Source organism: Streptococcus agalactiae ATCC 13813, assembly GCF_000186445.1.
Classification (GTDB): domain Bacteria; phylum Bacillota; class Bacilli; order Lactobacillales; family Streptococcaceae; genus Streptococcus; species Streptococcus agalactiae.
Genome location: NZ_GL636070.1, coordinates 2,021,527 through 2,045,078, shown reverse-complemented (window position 1 = coordinate 2,045,078; position 23,552 = coordinate 2,021,527). Strand labels below are relative to the sequence as shown.

Below are 23,552 nucleotides of genomic sequence, written 5' to 3'. Positions count from 1 at the left end.
CCCAAATTCATTCAATTGATAGTAGTGTCAGATTGGGCTCAAACGACCTAGAAAAATGTAAACGGTTACTATAAAATAAAAATAGAAAGGAAAACAAATGGTTGATAATAAGACTGTTGTGATAATGTTGGTATTTTTAGCTCGGAAAAATCTTTCCTTGTATGAGTTAACAGTACAAACAAAGTTTTCAATAAAAGTTATCATAGAGCAAATTAACTATCTCAATAGTTTTTTAGCAAAAAATCACCTACCAGTTATTGCTCACTCTGCTGGACGTTATCAGTTGTTAGGAGATGAAAAAGAGCATGATAAAATTGTCTCCTTATTAGAAGCTGAGCAATTTTACCTAACTCAGGAAGAAAGGGTATGTCTGATTTACCTCTATAGCTTTTGCCGAAGAGAGTTTGTCTCCAATGTGCATTATCAAGATTTTTTGAAAGTGAGTAAGAATACTACTTTATCAGATATCAAGATGCTACGTTCTAAATTAGCAAAAAGAGGTATCTCACTCACTTATACAAGAGCAAAGGGATATAGTCTAGTAGGAGATGAGATGGATAAGCATCAAGTTGCTTTTCAGATGATAACTCAACTACTAGAATCTCCCATTGGTTTTTGGTCTTTAAATTATATCTTGTCTTCTTGGAAATTCGCTCTCTCATATGAGAAGTTAGAAAAGACGGTAGAATATTTCTATGAATCTTTTCAACTTTCTCCAATACAAGATAGGCTTGAGAAATCTTTATATTTTATCATTTTAATACTGTGTCGTTATCAAAGATCAGTAGATCGTGTTTTGCAGGGTTCTCCTATTGTTTCTGAACAATTAAAAGAGTTAACGACTATTATTGTGACTAATTTAAGTCAGGATATTTCCTTATCTAAACCATTAGATCAGAAAGAAAAAGATTATATTACCTTGATCTTATCTGGCTGTTTTGAAGGCGAGGGAACTAAAGATGATGATTTCTTTGAAGTATTGGCAAAAGCAATTGTTGATGAGATGGAAACTGTTTCACTTCTTAATTTTTCCAATAAAGAAGAGTTATTACAAGGTCTAAAGCGTCATATTATTCCAGCTTATTTCCGATTGAAATATGGTTTAACTGGCGATAGTGGTTATACACAAAATATTAAAGAGCATTACAGTGATTTATTTCTATTGGTTAAAAAGGCACTACGTCCTTTGGAAGAGCAAGTAGGATTAATACCCGATAGTGAAATTTCTTATTTCGTGATTCACTTTGGAGGCTATCTTAGACAATCAGGTGATACACAATCAATGTCTTATAAAGCTTTGATACTCTGTCCAAACGGCGTTAGTTCATCCTTAGTGATTAAGGAAAAATTGCGTGGATTATTTCCTCAAATTCATTTTCATCGTGTCTCTAAAATTGAGCAGCTGAAACTGATTGACAATCAAACTTACGATATGGTCTTTTCTACTATATTTGTAGAAACAAAAAAACCTAATTATCTAGTTTCGCTGATGATGACAGCAGAGCAAGTACAACAGCTCAAAGAACTGGTTATTTCAGATTTTCCCAAAGCTTGCCTTGACGATTTCCAACTTGATCAATTAATAGCAACTATAAAAAAATACGCTCATGTTCATTGTGAAGAGGAATTAAAATTGGCTTTGAGGACAATGGTAAAACAAGATATATTTAGAAAGGATGTGAGGCCCTTGTTGCACCAACTTATAACAGAGGAAACTTATCAGACAAGTTCTGAACAACTGAATTGGAAAGAGGCAATTCGTTTAGCGGCAAAACCCTTGTTAACTTCTGGAAAAATTACGGAAAGTTACCCAGAAGCTATGATTGAAAAGGTCGAAGAGTTTGGTCCTTTTATCAATCTTGGTAAAGGTATTGCTATTCCACATGCCAGACCAGAAGATGGGGTAAACTCTGTCGGTATGTCAATGCTTGTTTTGGAACAGCCTATTTATTTATTGGATGACCCCAAACAGGGAATTTATCTCTTATTATGCATAGCAGCTATTGATAATGAAACGCATTTGAAAGCTCTATCGCATTTGACAACAATACTTCGTGATAATAATAATGTTAAAGCTTTGTTAGCTTCACGTAGGTATCAAGATATTGAAATGATTATAAAACAGGAGGATTAAAGATGTTAAGAATTGGAACAGCATGTGGATCAGGTCTAGGTTCAAGTTTTATGGTACAAATGAATATTGAGTCTATTTTGAAGGATTTGGGGGTTTCTGATGTTGAAGTTGAACATTATGATTTAGGTGGAGCAGATCCAAGCGCAGCAGATGTTTGGATTGTTGGTCGTGATTTGGAGGATTCAGCTGGTCACCTGGGGGATGTTCGTATTTTAAACAGTATCATTGATATGGATGAATTGAGAGAATTAGTGACAGGTATTTGCCAAGAAAAAGGCTTAATCTAGGAGGTTGATGCCATGAAAGGTCTATTGGATTTTTTAGTTAATATTGCCAGCACGCCAGCTATTTTAGTCGCCTTGATAGCCATTATCGGTTTAGTACTGCAGAAAAAAGGCGTTCCTGATATTGTAAAAGGTGGAATAAAAACATTTGTTGGCTTCTTAGTGGTTTCTGGAGGTGCAGGGATAGTCCAAAATTCCTTGAATCCATTTGGAAAAATGTTTGAACATGCTTTTCATTTGGTGGGGGTAGTTCCTAATAATGAAGCCATTGTAGCAGTAGCTCTTACGAAGTATGGCTCAGCAACTGCTTTGATTATGTTAGCGGGAATGATTTTTAATATTTTAATTGCTCGTTTTACAAAATTTAAATACATTTTTCTGACAGGACATCATACATTGTATATGGCTTGTATGATTGCTGTTATTTTTGCCGTAGCAGGCTTTACTTCGTTCTCGCTCATCCTTTTTGGAGGTCTAGCGTTAGGGATTATTATGAGCGTATCTCCTGCATTTGTGCAAAAATACATGATTCAACTGACAGGTAATGATAAGGTGGCACTTGGGCACTTTGGTTCTTTAGGCTATTGGTTGAGTGGATTTATTGGTGGAATTGTTGGAGATAAATCAAAATCAACAGAAGATATTAAATTTCCAAAGAGTTTATCATTTTTACGTGACAGTACCGTAAGTATTACTATCTCAATGGCAATTATTTACCTTATCGTTGCAGTGTTTGCTGGTGAGGCTTATATTGCAAAAGAAATAAGTAACGGTGTCAATGGTCTTGTTTATGCCCTCCAACTAGCTGGGCAATTTGCGGCAGGTGTATTCGTTATTTTAGCAGGTGTACGCCTTATCCTAGGTGAAATTGTACCAGCCTTTAAGGGAATCTCAGAAAAATTGGTTCCAAATTCAAAACCAGCCTTGGATTGTCCAATTGTTTACCCTTATGCACCTAATGCAGTATTGATTGGTTTTATCTCAAGTTTTGTTGGTGGATTGGTTAGTATGATAGTTATGATTGTGACTGGCACCACTGTCATTTTACCAGGGGTCGTTCCTCATTTCTTCTGTGGGGCAACGGCAGGTGTTATCGGTAATGCTTCTGGTGGTGTGAGAGGAGCGACTATTGGTGCATTTGTTCAAGGTATCCTCATCAGTTTCTTGCCGATTTTCTTAATGCCTGTACTAGGTGGACTTGGTTTCAAAGGGTCAACATTCTCAGATGCTGATTTTGGTTTGACCGGTATCATTCTTGGCGCTCTTAATCATGTCGGCGGTGCGATAGCTATTGTTATTGGTATTGTAGTTATCTTAATTGGACTTTTTGGCATTTCATTTGTTGGAAAATCAACCCATAAGGAAGGTTAATAATGACATCACCAGAAGAAAGATATTCATCTCTAAGACGATTTGCAACGGAGATTCGTTTAAATACTCTAGAAACGCTAAACCATTTAGGATTCGGTCACTATGGGGGTAGTTTATCAATTGTTGAGACTTTGGCTGTTTTGTACGGTGATATTATGGATATAGACCCTGAAAAATTCAAAGAAAGTGATCGGGATTATATGGTCTTATCAAAAGGACATGCTGGTCCAGCCTTGTATAGTACACTCTATCTAAAAGGTTTTTTTGATAAAACATTCCTTCATTCGCTCAATACAAACGGTACCAAACTACCTTCGCATCCTGACCGCAATTTAACTCCTGGTATAGATGTAACGACAGGCTCGTTAGGTCAAGGCATTAGTATTGCAACGGGAATTGCTTATGCTCAAAAGATTGAGAATTCAAGCTATTATACTTATACTATTGTAGGTGATGGTGAATTAAATGAAGGACAATGTTGGGAGGCTATACAATTTGCTGCGCATCATCAACTGCACCATTTAATTGTTTTTGTAGATGATAATAAAAAACAATTAGATGGTTTGACAGCTGATATTTGTAATCCTGGAGACTTTGTTGCTAAATTTGAAGCTTTTGGATTTGATGCAGTACGTGTAAAAGGAGATGACATTGAGGCAATTGACAAAGCTATTAAAACTTTTCAAGATTCAAATAGTGTCAGACCAAAATGCATTGTTTTAGATAGTATCAAGGGACAAGGTGTGAAAGAGTTGGAGGAGTTAGCTTCTAATCATCATTTACGACCAGATTTACAACAAAAAACAATGTTAGATCGAGCGGTGATAAGCTTGAGAGAAAGTTTGGAGGTAGTAGAATGAGATGTTCAACCAAAGAAATGAGGCTTGTCTATCGTGATTTCCTCCTTCAAGCTAATCAAGAAAATAAACAAATTACCGTTTTAGAAGCCGATTTGTCGAGTTCAATGTCAACAAATGCACTGGCATCAGAATTTGGAAAACGTTATATTAATCTAGGTATTATGGAGGCTGAGATGGTAGGCCTTGCAGCAGGGCTAGCCATTAAAGGTTACAAACCATACCTTCATACTTTTGGTCCTTTCGCGTCAAGGCGTGTCTTTGATCAAGTATTCTTATCGTTAGGTTACTCACAATTATCAGCTACGATTATTGGCTCAGATGCAGGAGTTAGCGCAGAAATGAATGGCGGAACTCATATGCCTTTTGAAGAGTTAGGTCTACTAAGGTTAATTCCCAAAGCGACTATTTTTGAGGTTAGTGATGATATTCAGTTTGAAGCAATTTTAAAACAAACATTAAGTATTGATGGCCTAAAATACATTAGAACTATTCGTAAGGCCCCCACTGCAGTTTATGAGGGACGCGAAGATTTTTCAAAAGGTTTTATACAATTACGCCAGGGAAAAGATATTACTCTTGTAGCAAGTGGTATTATGGTTTCTAGAGCGATAGAAGCAGCCGACTACCTCAAAGAAATGGGGATTGAGGCCTCAGTTATCGACCTTTTTAAAATTAAGCCCCTTCCAGAAGAACTGAAACCATTACTGATAGATCAATCCATTGTAACTATTGAGAATCATAACCGTATTGGCGGTATCGGCAGTGCATTATGCGAATGGCTTAGTATGGAGAAAGACACTACTGTTAGTCGTATGGGTATTGATGAGCGATTTGGTCAGGTAGGTCAGATGGAATATTTATTAGAGGAGTATGGACTCGCTGTTAAAGATATAGTAGAGCATTGCAAATCAATTTATAAATCATAACAAAAAGGCAACTTCAAAGTTGCCTTTTTGTTATTTTCTGAAATTTTTAAGTTTTGTATAAGTATCTTGTGGTATTTTATCCTTACTAAAAATAAAGGGGTGGTCGTTATGCGAGCTTGGAAAGGTATTGTTTTAATTTTATCTAGCATAGCGGTGACACTAGTAGCATGACAAAATGCCGGATTAAGTGAATTTGTTGTACCAGGATTAGCTTTGACAAGTTTATCGCTAACGTTCCTCTTATCAACCAAATTTAGGATACTTGAAAGTTACTTTCAAGGTATTGAAAATATGTATTTTTACCACAAGGTAATGGCTGTATTTTCAATGATTTTGCTTCTATTGCACAAAATTGGTCTTGGACAAGGCGGACATGGAAGTGAGTTTGCAAAGACTATTGGCAGTGCGGGATTATATCTTTTTCTAAGTATTGTTTTTGTAGCTTATTTCGGAAATTTTTTAAAGTATGAAATTTGGCGTTTTATTCATCGCTTTGTTTATTTAGCCTATATTTTGGGATTGGTACATACTTTTATGATTTTAGGAGATAGGATACTAGGAAATACTTTACTCAGTTTAATCGTATTAGGTTATGCTGTCATTGGGGTTATATCTGGATTTTATATTATTTTCCTATATTCTAGAATGCGTTTTCGTCGTGTAGGGTACGTTCAAAAGGTTACTCATCTTAACCATGATACAACTGAGATTGAAATAGCAATGAAGCGTCCTTATCGATATGACTATGGATAATTTACTTTTTTAAAAATTTATCAAGCTGGCTTTGAATCAGCAGCTCATCCTTTCTCGATATCGGGTGGTCATGATAGAGTGATATTTTTAACTGTTAAAGCTTCAGGAGATTATACGAAATCCATTTACAAACAGCTAAAAGTTGGGACAAAAATAGCCTTAGATAGAGCTTATGGTCGTATGTTATTTGATAGAGACAAGAAAGAACAGGTTTGGATTGCAGGAGGCATCGGCATCACTCCCTTCATTTCATTTATTAGAGAAAATAGTATTTTGACTAAGAGAGTTGACTTCTTTTATACCTTTTCAAATCAAGACAATTTGATTTATCAAGATATGTTAGAATCCTATGCTAAAGCCAATCCTAATTTTAAACTTCACTTAAATAATAGTAGCCTCCAAGGAAGACTTGATTTTAGTCAGTCTGTTTTTGAAGGACAACCAACAATATTTATGTGTGGGCCAACTAGTATGACATCTACTTATGCTAAGGTCTTTCGGCAAAAAGATGCAAAGTCTCGTTTAGTCTATGAAGGATTTTCCTTTAGAGACAGTTGGTTATCTATATTTCTATTAAAAACTTTTGACAAAGTTTATTCTAATTTGATAAAATAAGAGGGTCTATAAGACAAACCAACTTTTTCTTGGTTTTAGGAGTGCCAATCCTAAGACTCGGATGAAGCAATAAAAGGAGAATATATTATGGCAATCTCAAAAGAGAAAAAAAATGAAATCATTGCTCAATATGCACGTCACGAAGGTGATACAGGATCAGTTGAAGTTCAAGTAGCAGTTCTTACTTGGGAAATCAACCACCTTAACGACCACATCAAACAACACAAAAAAGACCACGCTACTTACCGTGGATTGATGAAAAAAATTGGTCACCGTCGTAACTTATTAGCATACCTACGTCGTACAGATGTTAACCGTTACCGTGAATTGATTCAATCACTTGGACTTCGTCGTTAATAGACAACAGAGTCAAGTAAAAACACTAGAAAATTTTCTAGTGTTTTTGTTTTAAACGTACTATGAACGTAAGTACTTTGAGGGGGTCAACACTAAGAAAGTGTTTTAACCTCTGAAGAGAGTTATTAAGCAAGCTAAGATTAACCCTAGAAATTTATTTTAATCATTGTAACAAGGTCTGATTGCTAGTATTAATAATCAGACTTTTTACGTTTACATTAATGAATGATAATACAGCTTCCTCCACGGATTTTCGCTACTCAATTTTATAGAATTATGTTAGAATAAAGCTTATACGTGGTTTTATGCAAAGTTGAGTTTAGAACAGCTAGATTGAACTTTGTAGGAAACGCGTAAACAAAAAAATATGGAGAATAATATGTCAAAACAAGTCTTTGAAATGATTTTTGCTGGTAAAAAATTAGTTGTTGAAACTGGGCAAGTGGCTAAACAAGCAAATGGATCAGTTGTCGTTCGTTATGGAGATTCTACTGTACTCACAGCAGCAGTTATGTCTAAGAAAATGTCAACAGGTGATTTTTTCCCACTTCAAGTCAATTACGAAGAAAAAATGTATGCTGCTGGGAAATTTCCGGGTGGCTTTAACAAACGTGAAGGGCGTCCAAGTACGGATGCTACCTTAACAGCACGTCTTATTGATAGACCAATCCGTCCGATGTTTGCTGAGGGATTTCGTAACGAAGTACAGGTCATCAATACTGTTCTTTCATTTGATGAAAATGCTAGCGCACCAATGGCTGCTATGTTTGGTTCATCATTAGCATTATCGATTTCCGATATTCCTTTCAATGGGCCAATTGCTGGAGTTCAAGTTGCTTATGTTGATGGTAATTTTATTATTAATCCGACAGCACAAGAACAAGAGGCTTCTGCGTTAGAATTAACGGTTGCAGGTACTAAAGAAGCGATTAACATGGTTGAATCTGGAGCGAAAGAACTTTCAGAAGAAATCATGCTAGAGGCTCTTCTTAAAGGACATGAGGCTGTCTGTGAATTAATCGCCTTCCAAGAAGAGATTGTTACTGCTATTGGTAAAGAAAAAGCCGAGGTAGAACTTCTTCAAGTTGATCCAGAACTTCAAGCAGAAATTATTGCTACTCATAACATAGCTTTACAGGCTGCAGTACAAGTTGAAGAGAAAAAGGCTAGAGAAGCAGCTACAGAAGCAGTTAAAGAAGTAGTTATAGGTGAATATGAGGCGCGTTACGCTGAACATGAAGAATATGATCGCATTATGCGTGATGTTGCTGAAATTTTAGAACAAATGGAACATGCAGAAGTTCGTCGCCTCATTACAGAAGATAAGGTTCGTCCTGATGGACGTCGTGTGGATGAGATTCGTCCATTAGACGCAGAGATTGATTTTTTACCACAAGTTCATGGATCAGGTCTCTTTACACGAGGACAAACCCAAGCATTATCAGTATTAACGTTAGCACCTATGGGTGAAGCACAAATCATTGATGGGCTAACACCAGAGTATAAGAAACGCTTTATGCACCACTATAACTTCCCACAATATTCAGTTGGTGAGACGGGACGTTATGGAGCTGCAGGGCGTCGTGAAATTGGTCACGGTGCTTTAGGAGAGCGTGCATTAGAACAAGTCCTTCCAAGCTTGGAGGAGTTTCCGTATGCTATCCGACTAGTTGCAGAAGTTCTGGAATCAAACGGTTCATCATCTCAGGCTTCTATATGTGCTGGAACGCTTGCTCTTATGGCAGGTGGTGTGCCTATAAAAGCTCCGGTTGCTGGTATTGCCATGGGGCTCATATCAGATGGAACAAACTACACAGTCCTTACTGATATTCAAGGATTAGAAGACCATTTTGGCGATATGGACTTTAAGGTTGCGGGTACACGTGAAGGGATTACGGCACTTCAAATGGATATTAAAATTGAAGGTATTACCCCTCAGATTTTGGAAGAAGCTCTTGCGCAAGCTAAAAAAGCACGCTTTGAAATTCTTGATGTCCTTCATGGAGCCATCGCAGAGCCACGTCCACAATTAGCACCAACGGCACCTAAGATTGATATGATAAAAATCGATGTTGATAAGATTAAAGTTGTCATCGGTAAAGGTGGCGAAACTATCGATAAAATCATCGCTGAAACAGGTGTTAAGATTGATATTGATGAAGAAGGAAATGTATCTATCTTCTCTAGTGATCAGGCTGCCATTGATCGTACGAAAGACATTATTGCAAGTTTAGTACGTGAAGCAAAAGTGGGAGAAGTTTACCATGCTAAAGTAGTTCGTATCGAGAAATTCGGTGCCTTTGTCAACCTCTTTGATAAAACAGATGCATTGGTACATATTTCAGAAATTGCATGGACACGTACAGCAAATGTAGCTGATGTTCTTGAAATTGGTGAAGAAGTTGATGTGAAAGTCATCAAAATTGATGATAAAGGGCGAGTTGATGCCTCTATGAAAGCATTATTACCACGTCCTCCAAAAGCTGACAATCCTAAAAAGGAATCTTAATATGACAAGTACAAACGAGTTAGACATTAGATTGCGTGCTTTTATCAATGCACCGGATAATTTTTTAGATAGCATAGGTCTTGTGAATGCCTTGCACCACTCTACGGTTTGGGCAAGCAAGGAACCCTATGCTATTCAAGTAGATGGTCAAGAAGTTGTTCCTGTTTTTACGGATATTACTGATCTTAATCATTTCAAAGAGGAGCAAGAAAGTGCTCGAGATATGTTTTGGGAGAGTCGTCGTAGTTTAGACGTTCTTGATGAAGCTATTTCACATGGCTTAGCAGGATTGGTCTATAATTTAAAAAAAGAAGGCGATTTTGGGAACTCGACTATTTTCTACTGTGAAGATATGGTGCAATTTATGAACAATTACACCACAATCTTAAATCAGTTGTTAAATGAAGATAACATTGTTGCCGATATCATGGATAAAACCTACTTGGTACCTGCCTTTGTCCATCCACGTGAAGAAGGTAGTTTTGACCGTCTTTTCCCTACAATGTCTACCCCCGAAGGAAAAAGTTATGTTCCAGTATTCTCAAACCTTTTAAGTTTTGAAAAATGGTATAACCATAATGATTTTGGTGGTGCTTTTAGGAAAGCACAAGGAGTAATTTTAGCCTGGACGATTGACGATATTTATAAACCGCGTAATGGAGAAAATGAGATTGATGATACCTTTGGAGTAGCCATCAATCCATTTGATGAACAACAAGTTTTAGTTGATTGGTCTGATGTAGAAAACGATTGAGGATAACTATGGGGTGGTGGAAAGAAAGTATAGCTATTGTCAAAGAACAAGATCCAGCTGCTCGTAGTTCTCTAGAAGTTATTTTAACTTATCCAGGAATAAAAGCTCTTGCAGCTCATAGGCTATCTCATTTTTTATGGAATCATAATTTTAAATTGTTAGCACGTATGCACAGTCAATTTTGGCGTTTCTGGACACAAATTGAAATTCATCCCGGAGCGACGATTTCGGAAGGGGTTTTTATTGACCACGGTTCAGGATTGGTCATTGGAGAAACTGCTATTGTAGAGAAAGGTGCTATGCTATACCATGGGGTTACATTGGGTGGCACAGGTAAAGACAAAGGCAAACGACACCCAACCATACGTAAAGGTGCGCTAATTTCAGCACATTCTCAAATCATCGGTCCAATTGAGGTTGGAGAAAATGCTAAAGTTGGTGCTGCAGCAGTTGTCCTTGCAGATGTGCCAGCAGACGTAACAGTAGTTGGTGTTCCAGCTAAAGTTGTCCGTGTCCATGGTCAAAAGGATGATCTTCAAATCCGAAGTATTGAACATGATCGAGAAGAAAGTTATTATTCGTCCAAACTTTAGGAGGTATTTGTGAAGGATTATGTAACAACTCAAATATTATCAATCTTAGGTATACTAGCAGCAGCTTGTTTAAGCTATTTAAAGTTTGCACAAGGTAACCCTCTCTTAGGAATTATTTGGGCTGCTTTTGTTTTAATGTATGTTGTTCGTTTGTATAAAGCTTATCAAAAACAGAAAAAGGAAAAACCATGATAAAAATTTACGACACTATGACTCGCAGTTTACAAGATTTTATACCTCTCAATGAAGGTAAAGTCAACATGTACGTCTGTGGGCCAACGGTTTATAACTATATACATATCGGGAATGCCCGCAGTGTAGTAGCTTTTGATACTATTCGTCGTTATTTTGAGTATTGTGGTTACCAAGTCAATTATATTTCTAACTTTACTGATGTTGATGATAAAATTATAAAAGGTGCAGCTGAAGCAGGTATGGATACAAAATCCTTTTCAGATAAGTTTATTTCAGCATTTATGGAAGATGTTGCTGCATTAGGTGTCAAACCTGCTACAAAAAATCCTCGAGTTATTGACTATATGGATGAGATTATTGATTTTGTTAAAGTTTTAGTTGATAAGGAATTTGCCTATGAAGCTAATGGAGATGTTTATTTTAGAGTAAGTAAATCACATCATTATGCAAAATTAGCCAATAAAACTTTGGAAGATTTAGAGATTGGTGCAAGTGGTCGTGTTGATGGTGAAGGAGAGATTAAAGAGAATCCTTTAGATTTTGCACTTTGGAAATCAGCTAAATCTGGGGAAGTCTCATGGGAAAGTCCTTGGGGGAAAGGGCGCCCAGGGTGGCATATTGAATGTTCTGTTATGGCAACTGAGATCCTTGGTGATACTATTGATATCCATGGTGGAGGAGCTGATTTAGAATTTCCACATCACACGAATGAGATTGCACAATCTGAAGCTAAAACAGGTAAGACCTTTGCAAATTACTGGATGCATAATGGTTTTGTTAACGTTGATAACGAGAAAATGTCTAAATCTCTTGGTAACTTTATTACTGTTCACGATATGTTGAAGAGCGTTGACGGACAAGTAATACGTTTTTTCTTAGCGACACAACAGTATCGTAAACCCGTAAATTTCACTGAAAAGGCCGTTCATGATGCGGAAGTTAACCTTAAATATTTAAAAAATACTTTCAATTTACCAATCCAAGAGAATGCTAATGATGAAGAATTAGAGCAATTTGTGAAAGCATTTCAAGAAGCGATGGATGATGATTTTAATACAGCAAACGGTATTACTGTTATCTTTGAAATGGCAAAATGGATTAACTCAGGACACTATACTTCAAAAGTTAAGGAAACCCTTGCTGAATTATTAGAAATTTTTGGTATTGTATTCCAAGAGGAAGTTCTTGATGCTGATATTGAATCTTTAATAGAACAACGCCAAGAAGCACGAGCTAATCGTGATTTTGCAACTGCTGATCGTATTAGAGATGAATTAGCAAAACAAGGAATTAAATTGTTAGATACTAAGGATGGCGTGAGGTGGACTCGTGATTGATGTTCGTTTGATTAATGGTATTGCTTTAGCTTTTGAAGGAGATGCAGTTTATTCTTTGTATATCCGACGCCATTTAATTATGCAGGGTTTTACCAAACCTAATCAGTTACATCGGAAAGCAACGCAATATGTTTCTGCTAATGCCCAAGCATTGTTAATTAATACCATGTTAGAAGAAAATATTTTAACTGATGAAGAGCAGTTAATTTATAAACGAGGACGTAATGCGAATAGTCATACAAAAGCTAAAAATGCTGATATTATTACCTATCGCATGTCTACAGGTTTTGAGGCTCTTATGGGGTACTTGGATATGACTGGTCAGATAAAGCGCTTGGAAACTCTAATACAGTGGTGTATTGAAACCATTGAAAAATAAACAAAAAGAGAGGCTATATCCTCTCTTTTTTATAGAGACATTAGGATTTGTTGGTAAAATATTGCTATAAAAAGCTTTATGCTATAGCATTCATGATATAATATGACTATGAAAGATAAACAATTTAAAGAAGAATCAAGTGACCTTGTCTATGGCTTACATGCTGTGACAGAGAGTTTAAGAGCTAATACTGGTAATAAATTATACTTACAAGATGACTTAAGAGGAAAGAACGTTGATAAAGTCAAAGCACTAGCGACTGAAAAAAAAGTATCCATTTCCTGGACTCCTAAAAAAACCTTATCAGACATGACAAATGGTGGAGTTCACCAAGGATTCGTTCTAAAAGTTTCGGAATTTGCCTATGCGGATTTATCAGAGATAATGACAAAGGCAGAGAATGAAGAAAATCCTCTAATTTTAATCCTTGATGGTCTGACCGACCCTCATAACCTAGGTTCTATTCTACGCACAGCTGATGCAACCAATGTAACAGGTATTATCATCCCCAAACATCGTTCTGTTGGAGTGACCCCAGTGGTTTCAAAGACATCTACAGGAGCTGTTGAACATGTTCCTATCGCAAGGGTAACTAATCTCAGTCAAACTTTGGATACTTTAAAAGATAAGGACTTCTGGATATTTGGTACTGATATGAATGGGACACCATCGCATAAGTGGAATACCAAAGGTAAATTAGCCCTAGTTATTGGTAATGAAGGAAAAGGTATTTCTCATAATATCAAAAAGCAAGTAGATGAAATGATTACAATTCCTATGAATGGTCATGTTCAGAGTTTAAATGCCAGTGTCGCAGCGGCTATTTTGATGTATGAAGTATTTAGAAACCGCCTATGAAAAAACATTCTATCTTACTCGTTGATGGCTACAATATGATTGCTTTTTGGAAAGATACTCGACAGCTTTTTAAAAGCAATCGTTTAGAAGAAGCAAGGGAAGTATTACTTAGCAAGCTAAATCATTACGCACATTTCGAACACATTGATATTATTTGTGTATTTGATGCCCAGTATGTTCCTGGTGTACGTCAACGTTATGACCAATACAAAATATCCGTTATCTTTACTGAGGAGGACGAAACTGCGGATAGCTATATTGAACGAGCAGCGGCAGAACTTAATCAATCTGTGTTAAATTTAGTCTCCGTTGCTACCAGTGATTTAAATGAACAATGGACTATATTTTCTCAGGGTGCTTTACGTGTCTCGGCTAGAGAATTGGAACAGCGTGTAGCGACAGTAAAATCAGATTTGGATAAGATGTCCAGTCAAATCGATTTGAGTACGCCAAAGTTAAGGCCGTGGAATGATGAACAACTAGGAAAACTCAAGGATTTTTTAGATGGTATGTAAAACCTAACACTTTATTAGCCAGCCAACAATTTTTTTGATATAATATTGGAACTACTTTGATTATCAAATAAAAATAATAGATTGAGGTAACAATGACTTTTAAAATACTAACGGATTCGACATCGGATTTAGATGAAAAGTGGGCTCAAGAGCACAATGTCGATATTATAGGTTTAACCATTGAACTTGATGGAAAGACTTATGAGACAGTCGGAGACGAAAAAATTACTAGTGACTTCTTGTTGGAGCGTATGCAAGAGGGAGCAAAGCCTACAACAAGCCAAATTAACGTTGGTCAGTTTGAAGAAGTTTTTTCAACCTATGCAGAAAATGACCATTCCTTGTTATATTTAGCGCTATCTTCACATTTATCAGGAACTTACCAGAGTGCAACTATTGCGCGTGAGATGGTCTTAGACAAATATCCTGATGCTCAAATTGAGATTGTGGATACAATGGCAGCTTCATGTGGTGAGGGTGTCTTAGCAATGTTAGCAACTAAAGAGCGACAAGAAGGTAAGTCTTTAGAAGAAGTGAAACAAAAAATTGAATCACTTCTCCCTAAATTAAACACATACTTTTTAGTTGACGATCTCAACCATTTAATGCGTAGTGGTCGCTTATCAAAAGGTGCAGCTATCATTGGAAGTGTTGCTAAGATTAAACCATTACTTAAGTTAGATAGTGAGGGTAAATTAGTACCATTTGCCAAGACAAGGGGCCGTAAAAAAGGTATTAAAGAGATTGTGACTCAGGCAACAAAAACACTATCTTATAGCACTTTAATTATTGCCTATAGTGGAGAGAAAGATTCAGCTCAAGTTATGAAAGAACAGTTATTAGCAGATGAGCGTATTGAAGAAGTTATTATTCGTCCATTAGGGCCAGTCATTTCAGCTCATGTGGGCTCAGGTGCTTTAGCTCTATTCTCTTTAGGGGAAGAAAACCGATAACAAATCAAAGGGCATAACAGTACGTTATGTTCTTTTAGTATACATTTTATAAAATGTATTTTATATGATGCTATGAAACTATAAAATAGTAGGAGACCTATTATGAAAAATAAAATAAGAACTATCCTCAATATGATGAACGACAACAACAATTGGTTTTACAAAGTTATCAAAAATGTTTTTAGACGATGGTTTTTATCTCATGGCTTGAAAGTGTTTTTGGAAAGCTAATAAGGGGGAGTGTGTCACCTGATTTTATAATAATATTAACTTTATTTAGTGGTATTTCTATTTTGTTACGACTTCTAATCTAAAAAGCGTCTCTCCGTTTGTTGATGAAAGTTTTTGGAAAATGTTTTTGTTGCTGGCGCATTTGCCCTCATAGGAATAACTATTTTATTGATGCTTTTACTAGGAAGGTTGATATTGCTACTTATTTTTCAAGGGGAGATGATGCAATTTTAGCAGTTATAGGAATATCATTGATAGCTATGGGAATTTCAGTGTACTACCATAAGTATAAGGACAGATAGTAATATGAAAAATTTACGCTTAAAGACAGCTAGAGCTAGTATGGATTTATTACAACAGTCTCTAGCTGAAAAGGTCGGTGTATCATGTCAGACAATAGCCGCCATTGAAAAAGGAGACTATAATTAAGCGATTAAATTGTGTCAAGCTTTGAATAAAACTGTAGATGATTTATTTTGGGATGAAAATTGATAAAATAAAAGAAATAACTTGACGAATGCTACCTTATTTTGATATGATTATAAGCGGTATTGTTTACCCCATTTGTAAGGCCCCGGAACCTTTCAAATACTCTCGTGGACCGGAACATCCACACCTGTAAACAAAAACGAATTCGTATAGGAGAAATCATGAACAAAACAACTTTCATGGCTAAACCAGGCCAAGTTGAACGCAAATGGTACGTTGTTGACGCAACAGATGTACCTCTTGGACGTCTTTCTGCAGTAGTTGCTAGCGTACTTCGCGGAAAAAACAAACCAACTTTCACACCACACACTGATACAGGTGACTTTGTGATTGTTATCAATGCTGAAAAAGTTAAATTAACTGGTAAAAAAGCATCAGATAAAATCTACTACACTCACTCAATGTATCCAGGTGGTTTGAAACAAATCTCAGCAGGTGAACTTCGTTCTAAAAATGCTGTTCGTTTGATTGAAAAATCAGTTAAAGGCATGCTTCCACATAACACTCTTGGACGTGCACAAGGTATGAAATTGAAAGTATTTGTTGGCGGTGAGCATACACATGCTGCACAACAACCAGAAGTACTTGATATCTCAGGACTTATCTAAGAGGAAAGGAGCATTATATAATGGCACAAGCACAATATGCAGGTACTGGTCGCCGTAAAAACGCTGTTGCACGCGTTCGTTTGGTTCCAGGTACTGGTAAAATTACAATCAATAAAAAAGATGTAGAAGAGTACATCCCACACGCAGACCTTCGTCTTGTTATCAACCAACCTTTCGCAGTTACTTCAACTCAAGGTTCATACGATGTTTTTGTTAACGTTGTAGGTGGTGGATATGCAGGTCAATCAGGTGCGATCCGTCATGGTATCTCACGTGCACTTTTAGAAGTTGACCCAGATTTCCGCGATTCATTGAAACGTGCTGGACTTCTTACACGTGACGCACGTATGGTTGAACGTAAAAAACCAGGTCTTAAAAAAGCCCGCAAGGCATCACAATTCTCAAAACGTTAATATTCAGTTATATCAACGTTTCAGAGCACTTTGCGAAGTTTTCGCAAGGTGCTTTTTTGATGAAAAAAGTGCTTTGGTAATCCTTTTGGTAATCTTTCGAGACTTGGTTTTTGGTCAATATGAGGCTGAGCAATAAATCTAGTTCATTTAGCCTTATTAAGATACTCTGCAAATTTTGTAATTGACTGTTTTTCACCAGCTTTTGTAGTATGGCTATAAGTGTCTAAAGTCATCTGGCTGCTTGCATGGCCTAAGCGTTTAGCAGTATTGACTGGGTCAATTCCCATTTCAATCATCAAGGTTGCGTGAGTGTGTCTAAACCCATGTGGGCTAATCTTTTTAAGATTATGCTTACGTATAATACGTTTTAGAATATTGTTGATATAGTCAGCGTGTAAGGGTTCTACCTCACCATCTCGGTTGTAGTATGTAAACATAAATTCTTTGTCGAGAGAAAGAGGCTGTACTGATAATTGCCACTTTTCTCTGCTAGTTTCCTGTTTCCATTTGTTGAGGATAGAACAGGTTTCATCATCAAGATAGATAGAGCGCACAGAGAATATATTTTTAGTTCCTTTTTCAATGGCATGGCCATCTATTCTTCCTAAACTTTTGCTAACTGTTAATAGTTGATTCTCAGAATCAAAATCTTCCCATTTAAGGGCGTAGAGCTCTCCTTTTCGTAACCCGCTGTATGCTAGTAATCGAAATAGTGCATAATGTTTATAAGGTTCATTTTCTAAAATGATTGTCAAAAAATGATGCAACTCGTCAACTGTCCAATAGTTCTCACTGACAGTTTTTTTGAGTTTAGGCATAATAACCTTGCTCATGGGATTTCGTTCAATATAATTCATATTAATGGCAAATTCAAATATTTTAGAAGTATAAGATTTGATTTGCTTCATGTTTTTGAATGTCTTGGCTTTGTCAGTGATGAAGGTTTGACAGTCTAAAGGACTGATTTTTGAAATTTTCTTTTCTCCAAAAACAGGAAGAATATGTAGGCGATAGAGGTCGGCAGTTTTGACTGCAGTAGTTGCTTCAACAGTATCTTTATAAGCTTCATACCACCTTTGATAAAGCTCTTGGTAAGTGTAGGTTGTTTGAGCAGTAATATGGACAAAAGTTCCACTATTCAACTGATGATTAACAGCAGTTTCATGAGCTTTGGCAGCTTTACGCGTCTTGAACCCTCGTTTAGTATAATATTTTTTCTTACCGTAGTCGTTTAGACCAAGGTAAACTTTAACAAAATAGGTGATTCCTTTTGTAGATTGGTACTTGTGTACAGACATAACAGTTCTCCGTTTCTAAGTTTTCGGAGCTTATGTATTTGAGAACTGTTAGTTTATTTTTTATGTCGATCTTCTTGTCTAATTCGGTATTCTTCGGTCTGAATCCAGGTTTGCCAAATTTCTGATTCTCGTTTTAAACTATTCATGTGTTTGGTGAAGGTTTTCATGAATTCTTCTTCATTATTAACCAAATAGCGAGCTAAAATGCGCCTAAAATCGTCTGAGAAGCCGTCATTTAAGGGCATAGACAGATGGATTTCTCCTAGTTCAATTCCTTTCTTCAGCTTTTCCATATCGCTTTTAAAAGGTGTTACAGAACTAATCTCGGAAATTTTAAAACTGTCCGTAATAATGTTCATAGTTGATGGTGCTTGTTTGTTATCATCAAGTCCTAAGATGTAAGCCATGGATACGCCGAAATAGTCAGCTAATTTTTGAGCATTTCCTTTTTTCGGTTGACGAATGCCTTGATTGTATCCTGATAAGGTTGGATAAGCGATATTTGTAGCAGAACTAATCTCAGTCAGTTTTTTGCCGCTCTCTTCTATCAGTTTTGCAATATGATTGGTCATAAATACCTCCTTGAGAGTATTATAACACATTTAATTCTTTTTGAATAAAAATAGTTGATAAAAATTCTAAAAGAATATATAATTCAAAATGAATAACAAACAAATTCGGAGTTTATTTAATTGAGAAATGGAAACGAGGTAATAATATGTCTGAAGAAGCGACTTTAGTTGTTCAACTTCCCAAAGTTTTGGAAAAACAGTTAAGGGCACATTATGATGAAATGGTCTCTACAGCTATTGAAAGAGCGCTAGAAGATAAAGAACTATACAAACCTATGGTTCGGATGGCAGCTCTTTCTAGGTGGCTTGATGTATCAACGACAACCCTTCAAAAATGGACACGAGAAGGAATGCCTACAATGGTCATTGATGGGGTGACTCTGTACGATAAACGAGCGGTTACACGTTGGTTGAAGCAATATGAAAGATGAGGTAAAGGATGGGTAATAGACGAATGTTGAGTAAAACGGTAGTGCAGACACAACGATTTTTACGCCTACCACTTGAAGCGCAGGCACTTTACTGTCACTTGGTAGTCAATGCAGATGATGATGGTATTGTTGAAGCTTTTCCTGTTATGCGAATGATCAACGCTAATGAGGACAGTTTGAATTTATTAACTCTTAAGCAGTATTTACTATTGTTAAACAATGAAATGGTTTACTTTATCAAGGATTTCTTTGAGCAGAATACCATCAAAGCAGATCGTTACATACCGAGTAGTCATCGTCAACTTCTTATAGATTATCTGAAGGATAATCAGTTGTTGGAGTGTCTAAATCTAGGACCACGCTTGATTAATTATCTTCAAAATACTCGGCTCCAAGTTGGAACCAGTCTGGATCCAGATGGGAACCGCAATATAATTAAAGATAAGATAAGTAAAGATAGGATAGGTAAAGATAAGTTAAGTCAAGATAAGATAGGATTAGATAGTGATCCAATCTCATCACGACGGACTGATGACATCTGGTTAATGGAAACGCTATGGCATCGAGAATTAACCCAACATGAAAAAGTATTACTAGACGGACTAACCGTTAATGATTCTTTATTGCAGTTAGCTATTCATAAAACAGCTGAGCTTGAGCCAAAGAAACAAAATATGAGTTATGTCAAAGGGATACTAATGAATTGGGAAGCTAGGGGTTTTATAACTGCTGACCAAGTGATAGTGTCTGAAAAAGACTACCGTCCATTAGAAATTTCAAATGTGGAAGTATCTGAAGATTTCATAGCGGCTATGGATATATGGAAAGATTAGGAGGATAACTAGTGATGACAGTATATTATCAATTAGAAAATATGTTAGTGGCTGGGTTTAAGTCACAAGATGAGTACGACCGCTATCAGGCTCTCAAGAGGGACTATGAAGGGGAGTCAGAGGACTACAGTTTTTCGATTAGAGAAATCACCAATCAGCTTGAAATCATTTGTCAGACCTCAGAGAATGATTTTCCTGATTTAGAAGAAAGAATATTAACTGACTATCTTGAACTAGTAGAGCAGTTGAAATGCTATGACACTAAACAGGCAGATAAGTATTTAAGGATGATCCGCCATGTCTGAACGTGTCAGAAATATCTTAAAGAAGTTTTATGTGACGGAATTGCAGAATGAAGTACTTAATCAACTAGTAAATGATACAGGCTTACAAACATTCTCTAATTACGCTCGTCGGATGCTTTTTAAGGAAACGTCACTCTTTATTCAATTTGATGAATCTCAGTTTGATGAATTGATTTATTCTCTAAGACGTATTCAAAATAATTTAAGGCAATTATCTAAAATTGCAGAGCAGTCTCAAGATAGTCAAGCCTACAGAGCTATGGACTATAGCAGAAGGCTAGTTTCAAATTATGAAAAGCAGTTAACTCATTACTACAAGCAGAAGAAAAGAAAATTATTATCTAAGGGAGCTTAATGGTTAAAAGGAGAATTAGAAACGTTATTAAACAAGTCTTTTTATCTGAAGAAGAAAATCAAAAACTGTTAGAGCGAATGAAGCAAGATGGTTTCTCAAACTTTTCTCTTTTTGCTAGAAAGCAATTATTAAAACCTGATTTTGAAACTTGGCTAGTTAGTTTTCCAGAATATCAGCTGCTGACTGACAGGTTACTATCTGTTGGTAGAACAATTAATGGCATCGCTAAAAGCGCAACACAGTTTGGAAAAATTTCCCAACATGATTTGATGGAATTAGGTCAGTTGATGGAGGAACTTGTAGAATTTGTAGAGAAACAAGTGAAGGAAGACAAGCAACGAATAGCTAAGAAGTGATAGTCGTTCAGTCATTTTGATAGAATAGTTTTAAATAAAACAACAAAAACGCTGATGGTGGTCAGCGTTTTTTAGCATGTAATTCTAAAAAATCCTTGTACGGACAATGTGAGGCACCGTATTAAGTACGGCAATAGCCCTAAAATGTCAAAAGGACTTTGCGAGCTCAGATAGTGTATACACACTATCGTAAAAAACAAACATCAGCAAAGGTCAGACTGACACTTTTGAGCTGATGTTTACTTTTTATTTTGGGGAGAATCCCCAAACCCCTTGAGAAATAGTTCGAGATAAGGGTTTGAAAATGGTATAATATAGAAAACAAAACGGTTCAGGAGTAGATAATGGTAAAGACAAATACAAGTGCCAATATTGGTTTTGAAAAAGAATTGTGGGATGCTGCGGATTCGCTACGAGGACATATTTCAGCAGCTGATTATCGAAAAGTTATCATTGGCTTGATTTTCTTAAAGTATGTTTCTGATTCATTTACGATTAAATATAATTATCTCCTCAAAGAAGATGAAGGTTTTGAAGAAGATCGTGATGAGTATGTTTCAGAAAATATATTTTTTGTTCCTCAAAAATCACGCTGGGATTACATTGCAGAAAATGCACATTCTCCAGAGATTGGTATTATTCTTGATGATGCCATGCGTGAGATTGAATCGGAAAATAAATCTTTGGTGGGAGTTCTGCCAAAAGTTTATGCTACTCCTGATTTGGATAAACGAGTTTTAGGGGAAGTGGTTGATATTTTTACTAATATCAACATGTTTGCTCATGGTAATGAAAAAGATTTATTGGGTCGGACTTATGAATACTGTTTGGAACAATTTGCTGCCTATGAAGGTAAGAATGGTGGGGAATTCTACACGCCAACAAGTATCGTTAAAACTATTGTTGAAATCTTAAAACCTTTTAATGGTCGTGTGTATGATCCAGCCTGTGGCTCTGGTGGTATGTTTGTGCAGTCGGAGACTTTTGTTGAAAACCATAGTGGGAACATTAACAATCTTTCCATTTACGGTCAGGAGGCAAATGCTGATACATGGAAAATGGCTAAAATCAATATGGCTATTCGTGGTATCGAACCTAACTTTGGGCCTCATCAAGCAGATACCTTTATCGATGATTTACACCCAACACTTAAGGCAGACTATATTATGGCAAATCCTCCCTTTAATTTAAAGAAGTGGGGAGCGGATAAATTAGTAGATGATGTTCGCTGGAAATATGGTACACCTCCGGATAGTAATGCCAACTATGCGTGGATACAACACATGATCCACCACTTGGCTCCTAATGGGAAAATTGGTCTTGTTTTGGCAAATGGGTCGCTGTCATCAACACAGAGTGGCGAGGGAGACATCCGAAAAGCAATTATCGAGGATGATTTAGTTGAGGGTATTGTAGCACTCCCTGCCCAACTCTTTTACAGCGTGACTATTCCAGCCTGCCTCTGGTTTATTTCTAAGAATAAAAAGCAAAAAGGAAAAACGGTCTTTATCGATGCCAGAAATCTAGGTCACATGGTTGACCGTAAACATAGAGATTTTACGGACGATGACATCCAAAAGATTGCTAAGACATTTGAAGCCTTCCAAGAAGGAACATTGGAAAATGAAAAAGGCTTTTGTGCTGTCGTTGAGACCAAGGCTATTGCTGAGCAGGACTATATCTTAACACCAGGACGTTATATTGGAATTGAAGACAAGGAAGAAGATAGCGAACCCTTTGAAGAGAAGATGGAACGCTTAACCACAGAACTGTCTGAACTGTTTAAACAGTCTCATGTCCTAGAAGAAGAAATCAAACAACGATTGGAGGAGATTGGATTTGAGATATAAGCTAGGTGAAGTTGCCAAGATAAGATATGGTAAAGACCACAAAAAATTAGATGATGGGAATATCCCAGTCTATGGTTCAGGTGGCATAATGAGATATGTAGATACCGCACTTTATGATAAAAAATCTGTTTTAATTCCACGAAAAGGTTCGTTAGGAAATTTATTCTTTGCCAATAAGCCATTTTGGACAGTAGATACTTTATTTTATACTGAGATAGACGAAAATATTTTAATGCCTGAATTTCTATTTTATAAGTTAAAAATGTTTAATCTAGCAAGTATGAATGTAGGTAGTGCAGTACCTAGCCTTACAACCGCAATTTTAAACGCCTTAGAGTTGGATATTCCCTCTTTTGAGGTACAGTCACAAATTGTAAATATATTAAAAGCTTTTGATGAAAGAATTTCTCTTAATAAA

General features: G+C 36.4%; 26 protein-coding genes and 2 pseudogenes. 26 read left to right on the top strand and 2 right to left on the bottom strand.

Annotated elements, in window-relative coordinates:
• The first annotated feature begins 97 nt into the window (after positions 1-97).
• The 19 genes and pseudogenes from HMPREF9171_RS103865 (at position 98) to rpsI (ending at position 17,134) form a co-directional block, all read left to right on the top strand.
• Positions 98-2,134, top strand: coding sequence for a BglG family transcription antiterminator (locus tag HMPREF9171_RS103865; protein WP_000228189.1), 2,037 nt, complete (start codon positions 98-100; stop codon positions 2,132-2,134).
• A 2-nt stretch (positions 2,135-2,136) separates the two neighbouring features.
• Positions 2,137-2,421 (top strand): PTS sugar transporter subunit IIB, encoded by a 285-nt coding sequence (locus HMPREF9171_RS103870; RefSeq protein ID WP_000944235.1) that lies wholly within the window; start codon positions 2,137-2,139, stop codon positions 2,419-2,421.
• A 12-nt stretch (positions 2,422-2,433) separates the two neighbouring features.
• On the top strand, positions 2,434-3,789 hold the full coding sequence (ulaA, locus tag HMPREF9171_RS103875; RefSeq protein ID WP_000677351.1) for a PTS ascorbate transporter subunit IIC: 1,356 nt from the start codon (positions 2,434-2,436) through the stop codon (positions 3,787-3,789).
• Positions 3,790-3,791: 2 nt separating this feature from the next.
• Positions 3,792-4,649: a transketolase gene (locus tag HMPREF9171_RS103880; RefSeq protein ID WP_000203493.1), complete on the top strand. Its 858-nt coding sequence runs from the start codon at positions 3,792-3,794 to the stop codon at positions 4,647-4,649.
• Complete coding sequence (locus tag HMPREF9171_RS103885; RefSeq protein WP_001203822.1) at positions 4,646-5,575, top strand: transketolase family protein; 930 nt, start codon at positions 4,646-4,648, stop codon at positions 5,573-5,575. The genes HMPREF9171_RS103880 and HMPREF9171_RS103885 overlap by 4 nt, the downstream gene beginning before the upstream one ends.
• A 108-nt stretch (positions 5,576-5,683) precedes the next feature.
• Positions 5,684-6,943 (top strand): annotated as a pseudogene (locus HMPREF9171_RS1000000113680) (ferredoxin reductase family protein).
• Positions 6,944-7,030: 87 nt separating this feature from the next.
• A complete protein-coding gene (gene rpsO / locus HMPREF9171_RS103900) occupies positions 7,031-7,300 on the top strand; it encodes a 30S ribosomal protein S15 (RefSeq protein WP_001018249.1) in 270 nt (89 codons plus the stop codon).
• Between the two features lie 379 nt (positions 7,301-7,679).
• On the top strand, positions 7,680-9,809 hold the full coding sequence (pnp, locus tag HMPREF9171_RS103905; RefSeq protein WP_000043851.1) for a polyribonucleotide nucleotidyltransferase: 2,130 nt from the start codon (positions 7,680-7,682) through the stop codon (positions 9,807-9,809).
• A gap of 1 nt (position 9,810) precedes the next feature.
• Entirely contained in the window at positions 9,811-10,563 is a 753-nt protein-coding gene (locus HMPREF9171_RS103910) for an SseB family protein (RefSeq protein ID WP_000204782.1), read from the top strand.
• An 8-nt stretch (positions 10,564-10,571) separates the two neighbouring features.
• Positions 10,572-11,156, top strand: coding sequence for a serine O-acetyltransferase (gene cysE, locus HMPREF9171_RS103915; RefSeq protein WP_000539954.1), 585 nt, complete (start codon positions 10,572-10,574; stop codon positions 11,154-11,156).
• A gap of 9 nt (positions 11,157-11,165) precedes the next feature.
• Positions 11,166-11,348, top strand: a complete 183-nt coding sequence (locus HMPREF9171_RS103920; RefSeq protein ID WP_000656476.1) for a lipoprotein — start codon at positions 11,166-11,168, stop codon at positions 11,346-11,348.
• On the top strand, positions 11,345-12,688 hold the full coding sequence (gene cysS / locus HMPREF9171_RS103925) for a cysteine--tRNA ligase (protein ID WP_000591129.1): 1,344 nt from the start codon (positions 11,345-11,347) through the stop codon (positions 12,686-12,688). The genes HMPREF9171_RS103920 and cysS overlap by 4 nt, the downstream gene beginning before the upstream one ends.
• A complete protein-coding gene (locus tag HMPREF9171_RS103930) occupies positions 12,681-13,067 on the top strand; it encodes a Mini-ribonuclease 3 (RefSeq protein ID WP_000568031.1) in 387 nt (128 codons plus the stop codon). The genes cysS and HMPREF9171_RS103930 overlap by 8 nt, the downstream gene beginning before the upstream one ends.
• A 102-nt stretch (positions 13,068-13,169) precedes the next feature.
• Entirely contained in the window at positions 13,170-13,925 is a 756-nt protein-coding gene (gene rlmB, locus HMPREF9171_RS103935) for a 23S rRNA (guanosine(2251)-2'-O)-methyltransferase RlmB (protein ID WP_000178025.1), read from the top strand.
• A complete protein-coding gene (locus HMPREF9171_RS103940; protein ID WP_000716639.1) occupies positions 13,922-14,440 on the top strand; it encodes an NYN domain-containing protein in 519 nt (172 codons plus the stop codon). The genes rlmB and HMPREF9171_RS103940 overlap by 4 nt, the downstream gene beginning before the upstream one ends.
• Before the next feature lie 92 nt (positions 14,441-14,532).
• Positions 14,533-15,393, top strand: a complete 861-nt coding sequence (locus tag HMPREF9171_RS103945; RefSeq protein WP_000143139.1) for a DegV family protein — start codon at positions 14,533-14,535, stop codon at positions 15,391-15,393.
• Positions 15,394-15,930: 537 nt separating this feature from the next.
• Positions 15,931-16,050 (top strand): annotated as a pseudogene (locus HMPREF9171_RS103950) (helix-turn-helix transcriptional regulator); the annotation flags it as partial.
• Positions 16,051-16,274: 224 nt separating this feature from the next.
• A complete protein-coding gene (gene rplM / locus HMPREF9171_RS103955; protein WP_001867156.1) occupies positions 16,275-16,721 on the top strand; it encodes a 50S ribosomal protein L13 in 447 nt (148 codons plus the stop codon).
• Positions 16,722-16,741: 20 nt separating this feature from the next.
• Entirely contained in the window at positions 16,742-17,134 is a 393-nt protein-coding gene (gene rpsI / locus HMPREF9171_RS103960; protein WP_000035940.1) for a 30S ribosomal protein S9, read from the top strand.
• A gap of 143 nt (positions 17,135-17,277) precedes the next feature.
• On the opposite strand, the gene HMPREF9171_RS103965 is transcribed toward rpsI, so the two are convergent.
• Together HMPREF9171_RS103965 and HMPREF9171_RS103970 are read right to left on the bottom strand one after the other, a co-directional pair.
• Entirely contained in the window at positions 17,278-18,432 is a 1,155-nt protein-coding gene (locus HMPREF9171_RS103965) for a site-specific integrase (RefSeq protein ID WP_000110712.1), read from the bottom strand.
• A 53-nt stretch (positions 18,433-18,485) separates the two neighbouring features.
• Complete coding sequence (locus tag HMPREF9171_RS103970; RefSeq protein WP_000181343.1) at positions 18,486-19,004, bottom strand: helix-turn-helix domain-containing protein; 519 nt, start codon at positions 19,002-19,004, stop codon at positions 18,486-18,488.
• Between the two features lie 146 nt (positions 19,005-19,150).
• Here HMPREF9171_RS103970 and HMPREF9171_RS103975 point away from each other — a divergent pair, with 146 nt between their 5' ends.
• The 7 genes from HMPREF9171_RS103975 to HMPREF9171_RS104000 all read left to right on the top strand — a co-directional run.
• Positions 19,151-19,435, top strand: a complete 285-nt coding sequence (locus tag HMPREF9171_RS103975; RefSeq protein ID WP_001287945.1) for a hypothetical protein — start codon at positions 19,151-19,153, stop codon at positions 19,433-19,435.
• Positions 19,436-19,443: 8 nt separating this feature from the next.
• On the top strand, positions 19,444-20,268 hold the full coding sequence (locus HMPREF9171_RS1000000114160) for a DnaD domain-containing protein (RefSeq protein ID WP_000528331.1): 825 nt from the start codon (positions 19,444-19,446) through the stop codon (positions 20,266-20,268).
• Between the two features lie 14 nt (positions 20,269-20,282).
• Positions 20,283-20,573 carry a DUF5962 family protein gene (locus HMPREF9171_RS103980; RefSeq protein ID WP_000219591.1) on the top strand — a complete coding sequence of 97 codons (291 nt, stop codon included), beginning with the start codon at positions 20,283-20,285 and terminating at the stop codon, positions 20,571-20,573.
• The gene (locus HMPREF9171_RS103985) at positions 20,566-20,928 is read left to right on the top strand and encodes a plasmid mobilization protein (RefSeq protein ID WP_000004187.1); all 363 of its coding nucleotides are present in this window, start codon (positions 20,566-20,568) and stop codon (positions 20,926-20,928) included. Before HMPREF9171_RS103980 ends, HMPREF9171_RS103985 begins: the two co-directional genes overlap by 8 nt.
• Positions 20,928-21,284 carry a hypothetical protein gene (locus tag HMPREF9171_RS103990; RefSeq protein ID WP_000240819.1) on the top strand — a complete coding sequence of 119 codons (357 nt, stop codon included), beginning with the start codon at positions 20,928-20,930 and terminating at the stop codon, positions 21,282-21,284. The genes HMPREF9171_RS103985 and HMPREF9171_RS103990 overlap by 1 nt, the downstream gene beginning before the upstream one ends.
• A 344-nt stretch (positions 21,285-21,628) precedes the next feature.
• Positions 21,629-23,134: a type I restriction-modification system subunit M gene (locus HMPREF9171_RS103995; protein WP_000241218.1), complete on the top strand. Its 1,506-nt coding sequence runs from the start codon at positions 21,629-21,631 to the stop codon at positions 23,132-23,134.
• On the top strand, positions 23,124-23,552 hold a 429-nt coding region (locus tag HMPREF9171_RS104000; RefSeq protein ID WP_029776396.1), incomplete at its 3' end, for a restriction endonuclease subunit S. The genes HMPREF9171_RS103995 and HMPREF9171_RS104000, both read left to right, overlap by 11 nt.

What these genes read in the sequence shown, in the direction of transcription:
- HMPREF9171_RS103975 (WP_001287945.1), top strand. Translation starts at nt 19,151, where the DNA reads ATGTCTGAAGAAGCGACTTTAGTTGTTCAACTTCCCAAAGTTTTGGAA.
- cysS (WP_000591129.1), top strand. Translation starts at nt 11,345, where the DNA reads ATGATAAAAATTTACGACACTATGACTCGCAGTTTACAAGATTTTATA.
- HMPREF9171_RS103940 (WP_000716639.1), top strand. Translation starts at nt 13,922, where the DNA reads ATGAAAAAACATTCTATCTTACTCGTTGATGGCTACAATATGATTGCT.
- rplM (WP_001867156.1), top strand. Translation starts at nt 16,275, where the DNA reads ATGAACAAAACAACTTTCATGGCTAAACCAGGCCAAGTTGAACGCAAA.
- HMPREF9171_RS103985 (WP_000004187.1), top strand. Translation starts at nt 20,566, where the DNA reads ATGTCTGAACGTGTCAGAAATATCTTAAAGAAGTTTTATGTGACGGAA.
- HMPREF9171_RS103885 (WP_001203822.1), top strand. Translation starts at nt 4,646, where the DNA reads ATGAGATGTTCAACCAAAGAAATGAGGCTTGTCTATCGTGATTTCCTC.
- HMPREF9171_RS103945 (WP_000143139.1), top strand. Translation starts at nt 14,533, where the DNA reads ATGACTTTTAAAATACTAACGGATTCGACATCGGATTTAGATGAAAAG.
- rpsO (WP_001018249.1), top strand. Translation starts at nt 7,031, where the DNA reads ATGGCAATCTCAAAAGAGAAAAAAAATGAAATCATTGCTCAATATGCA.
- HMPREF9171_RS103995 (WP_000241218.1), top strand. Translation starts at nt 21,629, where the DNA reads ATGGTAAAGACAAATACAAGTGCCAATATTGGTTTTGAAAAAGAATTG.
- HMPREF9171_RS1000000114160 (WP_000528331.1), top strand. Translation starts at nt 19,444, where the DNA reads ATGGGTAATAGACGAATGTTGAGTAAAACGGTAGTGCAGACACAACGA.
- HMPREF9171_RS103910 (WP_000204782.1), top strand. Translation starts at nt 9,811, where the DNA reads ATGACAAGTACAAACGAGTTAGACATTAGATTGCGTGCTTTTATCAAT.
- rpsI (WP_000035940.1), top strand. Translation starts at nt 16,742, where the DNA reads ATGGCACAAGCACAATATGCAGGTACTGGTCGCCGTAAAAACGCTGTT.
- HMPREF9171_RS103880 (WP_000203493.1), top strand. Translation starts at nt 3,792, where the DNA reads ATGACATCACCAGAAGAAAGATATTCATCTCTAAGACGATTTGCAACG.
- rlmB (WP_000178025.1), top strand. Translation starts at nt 13,170, where the DNA reads ATGACTATGAAAGATAAACAATTTAAAGAAGAATCAAGTGACCTTGTC.
- HMPREF9171_RS103980 (WP_000219591.1), top strand. Translation starts at nt 20,283, where the DNA reads ATGACAGTATATTATCAATTAGAAAATATGTTAGTGGCTGGGTTTAAG.
- HMPREF9171_RS103970 (WP_000181343.1), bottom strand. Translation starts at nt 19,004, where the DNA reads ATGACCAATCATATTGCAAAACTGATAGAAGAGAGCGGCAAAAAACTG.
- HMPREF9171_RS103965 (WP_000110712.1), bottom strand. Translation starts at nt 18,432, where the DNA reads ATGTCTGTACACAAGTACCAATCTACAAAAGGAATCACCTATTTTGTT.
- cysE (WP_000539954.1), top strand. Translation starts at nt 10,572, where the DNA reads ATGGGGTGGTGGAAAGAAAGTATAGCTATTGTCAAAGAACAAGATCCA.
- ulaA (WP_000677351.1), top strand. Translation starts at nt 2,434, where the DNA reads ATGAAAGGTCTATTGGATTTTTTAGTTAATATTGCCAGCACGCCAGCT.
- HMPREF9171_RS103865 (WP_000228189.1), top strand. Translation starts at nt 98, where the DNA reads ATGGTTGATAATAAGACTGTTGTGATAATGTTGGTATTTTTAGCTCGG.
- HMPREF9171_RS103990 (WP_000240819.1), top strand. Translation starts at nt 20,928, where the DNA reads ATGGTTAAAAGGAGAATTAGAAACGTTATTAAACAAGTCTTTTTATCT.
- HMPREF9171_RS103870 (WP_000944235.1), top strand. Translation starts at nt 2,137, where the DNA reads ATGTTAAGAATTGGAACAGCATGTGGATCAGGTCTAGGTTCAAGTTTT.
- pnp (WP_000043851.1), top strand. Translation starts at nt 7,680, where the DNA reads ATGTCAAAACAAGTCTTTGAAATGATTTTTGCTGGTAAAAAATTAGTT.